This window comes from Nocardioides sp. CF8, assembly GCF_000389985.1.
Classification (GTDB): domain Bacteria; phylum Actinomycetota; class Actinomycetes; order Propionibacteriales; family Nocardioidaceae; genus Nocardioides; species Nocardioides allogilvus.
Genome location: NZ_CM001852.1, coordinates 990,880 through 997,136 on the forward strand (window position 1 = coordinate 990,880; position 6,257 = coordinate 997,136).

At 71.1% G+C, this 6,257-nt stretch carries 8 protein-coding genes; 6 read left to right on the forward strand and 2 right to left on the reverse strand.

Translation table 11 applies throughout. The features are described 5' to 3' along the window. Positions 1-66 precede the first annotated feature (66 nt). The 3 genes from CF8_RS04875 (at position 67) to CF8_RS04885 (ending at position 2,067) form a co-directional block, all read left to right on the forward strand. Complete coding sequence (locus CF8_RS04875) at positions 67-432, forward strand: winged helix-turn-helix transcriptional regulator (RefSeq protein WP_010832025.1); 366 nt, start codon at positions 67-69, stop codon at positions 430-432. A gap of 64 nt (positions 433-496) precedes the next feature. Beyond that, positions 497-1,309: a glutamate racemase gene (gene murI, locus CF8_RS04880; RefSeq protein ID WP_010832026.1), complete on the forward strand. Its 813-nt coding sequence runs from the start codon at positions 497-499 to the stop codon at positions 1,307-1,309. After that, positions 1,306-2,067, forward strand: coding sequence for an MBL fold metallo-hydrolase (locus CF8_RS04885; protein ID WP_010832027.1), 762 nt, complete (start codon positions 1,306-1,308; stop codon positions 2,065-2,067). Before murI ends, CF8_RS04885 begins: the two co-directional genes overlap by 4 nt. Positions 2,068-2,105: 38 nt before the next feature. On the opposite strand, the gene CF8_RS04890 is transcribed toward CF8_RS04885, so the two are convergent. Both CF8_RS04890 and CF8_RS04895 read right to left on the reverse strand, forming a co-directional pair. After that, positions 2,106-2,774 carry a response regulator transcription factor gene (locus CF8_RS04890; protein WP_010832028.1) on the reverse strand — a complete coding sequence of 223 codons (669 nt, stop codon included), beginning with the start codon at positions 2,772-2,774 and terminating at the stop codon, positions 2,106-2,108. Continuing rightward, positions 2,771-3,949: a sensor histidine kinase gene (locus CF8_RS04895; RefSeq protein ID WP_010832029.1), complete on the reverse strand. Its 1,179-nt coding sequence runs from the start codon at positions 3,947-3,949 to the stop codon at positions 2,771-2,773. Before CF8_RS04895 ends, CF8_RS04890 begins: the two co-directional genes overlap by 4 nt. 99 nt (positions 3,950-4,048) lie before the next feature. Between CF8_RS04895 and CF8_RS04900 the strand changes: the two genes are divergently transcribed. The 3 genes from CF8_RS04900 to CF8_RS22945 form a co-directional block, all read left to right on the forward strand. Beyond that, entirely contained in the window at positions 4,049-4,966 is a 918-nt protein-coding gene (locus CF8_RS04900; RefSeq protein ID WP_036490273.1) for an ABC transporter ATP-binding protein, read from the forward strand. Further along, positions 4,963-5,775 carry an ABC transporter permease subunit gene (locus CF8_RS04905; protein ID WP_010832031.1) on the forward strand — a complete coding sequence of 271 codons (813 nt, stop codon included), beginning with the start codon at positions 4,963-4,965 and terminating at the stop codon, positions 5,773-5,775. Before CF8_RS04900 ends, CF8_RS04905 begins: the two co-directional genes overlap by 4 nt. Before the next feature lie 176 nt (positions 5,776-5,951). Beyond that, the coding region (locus CF8_RS22945) for a GDSL-type esterase/lipase family protein (RefSeq protein ID WP_036492216.1) at positions 5,952-6,257 on the forward strand (306 nt) is incomplete at its 3' end.

Sequence of the window (6,257 nt, forward strand, 5' to 3'; positions counted from 1 at the left end):
GTCCAACGAAGGAGGTCACCGCTAACTTCCCATGGGGTAGTACCCACTTTGAAGTAAGGTACGCACATGTTGGTAAGTCGCAACCTCCGCGAGCTCTATCCCGACGGCGTGTTCCCGGCGGCCTGCCAGAGCCGGGTCCTGCTCGACCACGTGATGAGCAAGTGGGGCGTGCTGGTGCTGCTGGCCCTCTCCGAGGGGGAGCCGCTGCGCTGGAGCGAGCTGCGCCGCCGCGCGCAGGGCGTCAGCGAGAAGATGCTGGCGCAGACGCTGCGCACCCTGGCCGACGACGGGCTGGTCCATCGCGAGGCCCGACCCGTCGTCCCGCCCCATGTGGAGTACTCCCTGACCGAGCCCGGCGAACAGCTGGCCGCGCTCCTCGTCCCGTTGATGCAGTGGGTCGCCGGGCACGCGGGGGACCGCCCGACCACGTGACGTGTGACCGGGCCAACGCGGCCCGGCGCGTGCCTTTCCCAGACCGCGGCCCTAGCCTTGCCCCGTGCCCACCCAAGACCGCGAAGCCCCGATCGGGATCTTCGACTCCGGCTTCGGCGGACTGACGGTCGCACGCTCGGTCATCGACCAGCTCCCGCACGAATCGATCCGCTACGTCGGCGACACCGCGCGAGCGCCGTACGGCGCCAAGCCGATCGGCGAGGTCCGCGAGTACGCCCTCGAGTGCCTCGACCACCTCTATGCCGAGGGCGTCAAGGCGTTGGTCATCGCGTGCAACTCCGCGAGCGCGGCGATGCTGCGCGACGCCCGGGAGCGCTACGACGTGCCCGTGGTCGAGGTGATCCTGCCCGCCACACGACGCGCCGTCGCTGCGTCGCGGACCGGCCGGATCGGGGTGATCTGCACGCGCGCCACCGCCGAGTCGATGGCCTACGACGACGCGTTTGCCGCAGCCCCTCAGGTCGAGCTCCTGACCCGCGCGTGCCCCCGCTTCGTCGACTTCGTTGAGCAGGGCGTGACCGGAGGCAGCGAGCTCATCGACGTCGCGCACGACTACCTCCAGCCGCTCGTCGACGCAGGGGTCGACACCCTCGTGCTCGGCTGCACCCACTACCCGCTGCTCACCGGGGTCATCTCGCTCGTCATGGGCGACGGCGTCACCCTGGTCAGCTCGGCCGAGGAGTGCGCCAAGGACGTCTACAAGCTGTTGGTCCGCACCGACCTGATGCGCGAGGGCGGCGTGCCGGCCTACTCGTTCGCCACCACCGGCGACCCTGCCGAGTTCGAGACGATCGGTCGCCGCTTCCTCGGCACCGAGCTGCTGGGCGCCTCGCAGTTCGCCGGTGGCCTGTCATGACCGCCCGCCTCACCGTCATCGGGTGCTCCGGGTCCTACCCCGGCCCGGACTCGCCCGCCAGCTGCTACCTCCTCGAGGCCGAGCAGGACGGACGGGCCTTCCGGATCCTGCTCGACCTGGGCAACGGCTCGTTGGGACAGCTGCACCGCTACGTCGACCCGCTGACGATCGACGCGGTGTTCATCAGCCACCTGCACGCCGACCACTGCCTCGACATGTGCGGCTACTACGTCATGCGCAAGTACCACCCGACCGGTGCCCAGCCGCGCATCCCCGTGTGGGGACCGGCGGACACCCCCGGCCGGCTCGCGCGCGCCTACGACCTGCCCCTCGAGCCCGGCATGACGGAGGAGTTCGACTTCTTCGCGCACGGCGAGCCCGTGCGGATCGGCCCCTTCACGATCGAGTCCACCCGGGTCGTGCACCCGGTCGACGCGTTCGCGCTGAAGGTCACCGTGGGCGGTCGCACCGTCGTCTACAGCGGCGACACCGGTCCCTGCCCGGAGCTGACGGAGCTCGCGGCCGGCGCGGACGTGCTCTTGTGCGAGGCGTCGTTCCGCGACGGTGCCGACAACCCGCCCGACCTGCACATGACCGGCTCCGACTGCGGCGCGACCGCCACCGAGGCCGGTGTCGCACGGCTCGTGCTCACCCACATCCCGCCGTGGCACGACCAGCAGGACGCGCTGGTCGAGGCCAGGACGACGTGGAGCGGTCCGCTCGACCTCGCCGTCGCCGGGATGGTCATCGAGCTCTGAGCGCTCGGCCCCGCCGGGTGGCCGGACGCCCGTTGTCCTCAGACGAGGCCCGCGTCGTGCACGACCATCGCGATCTGGACGCGGTTGGTCGAGTCGAGCTTGTCGAAGAGCCGCGAGACGTGGGCCTTGACGGTCGGGATCGAGAGATAGAGCTCGCCCGCGATCTCGGCGTTGCTCAGCCCCCGGCCCACGCAGATCGCGACCTCCCGCTCGCGCAGGGTCAGCGCCGCCATCCGCTCCTCCGCGGCGGCCGACCGGTCGAGCGGCTGCGTCAGGCGCATCTGCTCCAGCACGGTGCGGGTCACCGAGGGCGAGAGGATCGCCTCGCCGTCAGCCACTCGGCGTACGGCAGAGACAATCTCGTGCGGGGGAGTGTCCTTGAGCAGGAACCCGTCGGCGCCGGCCGCGACGGCGGCGAAGACGTAGTCGTCGGCGTGGAAGGTCGTCAGCACGATCACGGCCGGGGGCTGCGGCAGCTGCACCAGCGCCTTCGTCGCGTCGAGGCCGTTCATGACCGGCATCCGGATGTCCATCAGCACGACCTGCGGACGCTCGCGCTCCGTCATGGCGAGCGCCTCGACGCCGTCGCCGGCCTCGCCGACGAGCGCGATGTCGGGCTGGCCCCCCAGCATCAGCGCCAGAGCCGAGCGGACGAGCGGATCGTCGTCGACCACGAGCACCCGGATGGTTCTCGTCGCCGGCTTCATGGGGTCCACGGTATAGAGCCGCTCAGCACGAACACGCCGTCGTCGCTGCCGTGCTCGAGCGTGCCACCGCGCAGCTCGGCCCGCTCGGCCAGTCCCACGAGCCCGAGCCCGGCGCCGGGGGTGGAGCCGGTCGCAAACCCCAGCGGGTTGCGGATGACCACGTCGATGCCGTGCGCCGGCGATCCGCTGAGCGCGATGGTGACGAGGGCGCCGGGCGCGTGCTTGGTCGCGTTGGTGAGCCCCTCTTGGATGATCCGGTAGAGCGCGCGGCCGACGGGGTCGGGCACGGCCTCGGTCGAGCGGTCCACCCGGTCGCTGAGCTCGACGTGCACCCCGTGCGCGCGGGACTCCTCGACCAGGGCGGCGATGTCGTCGTACGTCGGCTGCGGCCCCTCGACCAGCTCGCCCGTCGTGCGGTCGCGGAGCACCCCGAGCACCCCGCGCAGCTCGTTGATCGCCTCGCTGGACTTGCCCTGGATCTCGCCCAGGCCGTCGCGGAGCTGCTCGGCGGCCAGGTCGTCGCGGAAGGCGAGAGCGCCGGCCTGCATGGAGATCTGGGCGATGCGGTGCGCGAGCACGTCGTGCATCTCACGGGCGATGCGCTCGCGCTCCTGGCTGCGGCCCTGCGCCACCCGGAGCTCCTGCTCCGCCTCGGCGCGCGACGCGCGCTGGCGCAGGGTCCAGATGAGCTCGCGCCGGGAGCCGAGATACATGCCCCAGCCCATCATGCCTGCGTTGACGACGAGGTTGATGACGACCGAGACCCAGATGGGCTCGGTCAGGTCGAAGGGCGCGTAGAGCGTGTAGGTCATGGCGCAGGCGAAGTTGAGCAGGCCGATGCCGATGATCGGGGTCGGGCGCCGCAGGGTGGCGAGCGACACGGCGGCCAGCGTGGCCGGGCCCGCCGCGATACCGGAGAACATGCTCAGGCCCGCGGTCACGGCCGCGATGGCGGCGGGTGCTCGGCGCCGGAAGATGACCACGACGAACGCGGTCGCCCCCAGGGCGATCTCGAACCAGAAGATCGAGCGGTGCTCGCTCCACTCCTTCTCGACCGCTTGCGACCAGACGAGCATCGAGAAGGCGAGGCAGACGGCCAGGCGCCAGGCCTGGCCCCCGAACGTCAGCTCCGGCCGGGTGTCCTCGGCGCGCGGGCGTTCGGGTGGGCCGTCCATGGGGGCAAGGCTAAGGGGCGCGCACCCCTACTTTGGTAGGGGCAAGGTCGAGCCCTGCGACCGATGTCCGTGCGTCCCCCACCGGACAGAGTGGCGGACATGATTCGGGTGGACTCTCTGACCAAGCAGTACGGCGACTTCGCGGCCGTCAAGGACGTGAGCTTCACCTGCCGTCCGGGTCGGGTGACGGGCTTCCTGGGACCCAACGGTGCCGGCAAGACCACCACGATGCGGGTGATGGTTGGCCTGACACCCGCGACCGCGGGCGAGGTCACGATCGGCGGCCACCACTACCGCGACATCCCCAACCCCGGCCGGCACGTCGGCGTGCTCCTCGACGCGTCAGCCCAGCACGCGGGTCGCACCGGTCGCGAGATCCTCACCCTGGGCGCCAAGCTGATGGGCCTGCCCCTCTCGCGGGTGGACGAGATGCTCGCGCTGGTGAGCCTGTCCGACCTCGAGGCGACGCGCCGACTGCGCGACTACTCGCTCGGCATGCGCCAGCGACTCGGCATCGCCCACGCCCTGCTCGGCGACCCGTCGGTGCTGATCCTCGACGAGCCCGCGAACGGTCTCGACCCCGCCGGCATCCGCTGGATGCGCGGGTTGCTGAAGGACTACGCCGACCGCGGCGGAACGGTCCTGCTCTCCAGCCACCTCCTCAACGAGGTCGAGCTGATCGCCGACGAGATGATCCTCATCGGCCGCGGCCAGATCGTCGCCAGCGGCACCAAGCAGGAGCTGCTGGCCGGACGCGCCGGCGGCGCCACCCACGTCACCGCGCTGGACCTCGCGTCGCTCTCGAGCGCGCTGGAGGCCGGCGGCTTCGCCGTGTCGGCCGCCGGCGAGGGCCTGCGCGTCGAGACCGACCCGGTGCAGGTGGGCCGGGTGGCAGCGGACAAGCAGCTCGTCCTGACCGACCTGCGGCCCGCCGAGGGCGGCCTGGAGAACCTGTTCCTCGAGCTCACCGCGGACACCCAGCGCGAGAGCATCACTGCCGAAGAAGTCGCGGTATGACCGCCGTTGCTGCAGACCCGACCCCCACGATCGACCTCTCCTCGACCTCGCAGGTGCCCTTCGGGCGCCTGGTCTCGGTCGAGCTGCGCAAGATGTACGACACCCGGGCCGGCTTCTGGCTGCTCGCCCTCACCGGCGCGTTGATCGCGCTGGCGCTGGGCATTCCGCTCATCGTGCTCGCTCTCACCGACGAGACGATCTCGGCCAACACCTGGGGCCAGATCATGACCGCGCCGGTGTCGCTGCTGGTGCCGGTGCTCGCGATCACCAGTGTGACCAGCGAGTGGAGCCAGCGCACCGGCCTCGTGTCCTTCACCCTCGAGCCCCACCGCATGCGCGTCGTGTGGGCGAAGTTCGTCACCGTGCTCCTGCTGGCGCTCGCCACCGTCGCCCTGGCCGTTGCGTTGGGCGCCCTGGGCAACATCGTCGGCGCCGCCGTCTCGGGCATCGACCCGGTGTGGGACATGGAGGCGGGCACCCTGGCGTGGACCGTCCTCACCCAGGTCGCCTACTTCTCGATGGCGTTCGCCTTCGGCCTGACCCTGCTGAGCACCCCGGCCGCGGTCGCCGTCTACTACATCGTCGCCATGCTGCTGCCGTTCATGGTCTACGGGGCGCTCTACGGATTCTTCGCCTGGGCCCGGGACATCATCCCGTGGATCGACCTGGGCTTCGCCACCTCCGTCTTCACCACCGGTGAAGAGACCGACACCACCGATCTCATGCGGGTGATCGTCACGGTCCTGATCTGGGTCGTGCTGCCGTTCGTCCTCGGCCTGCGCCGGGTGGCGAGGGCTGAGCTCAAGTAGCTCCCACAGGCTGGCCCACCGCGGGGGAGGGGCCACACCGAGCCGGGTCCGGTCTTCCACGGGGATGACCGGCCCCGGCTGGCGTGTGCGTCACCACCGCGGATCTTCACGCCGCGTTGGACTCACCGTCACCGGGAAACAGCGCGCCGCTTCCCGGGCGCCGGCACGCTGCGGGCATGCGGTGTCAGCTGCGGTTCGCGGCCCTCGGCGACAGCACCACCTTCGGCGTCGGCGACCCGGTGCACGGCGGGTGGCGGGGCTGGGCGGCCCTGCTGGCCGACGCGCTGGATGAGTCCTACGACGTGCGCTTCACCAACCTCGCGGTCTCCGGCGGGACCACGAGAGACGTCCTCGACCCACAGCTCGGGAGCGCGCTGGCCCAGCGGCCCGACCTCGCCTCCCTGATCGTCGGCGTCAACGACACGATGAAGTCGTCCTGGGACCCAGTCCTGGTCCGCGAGCGGCTGCTCGCGGCAGCCGCC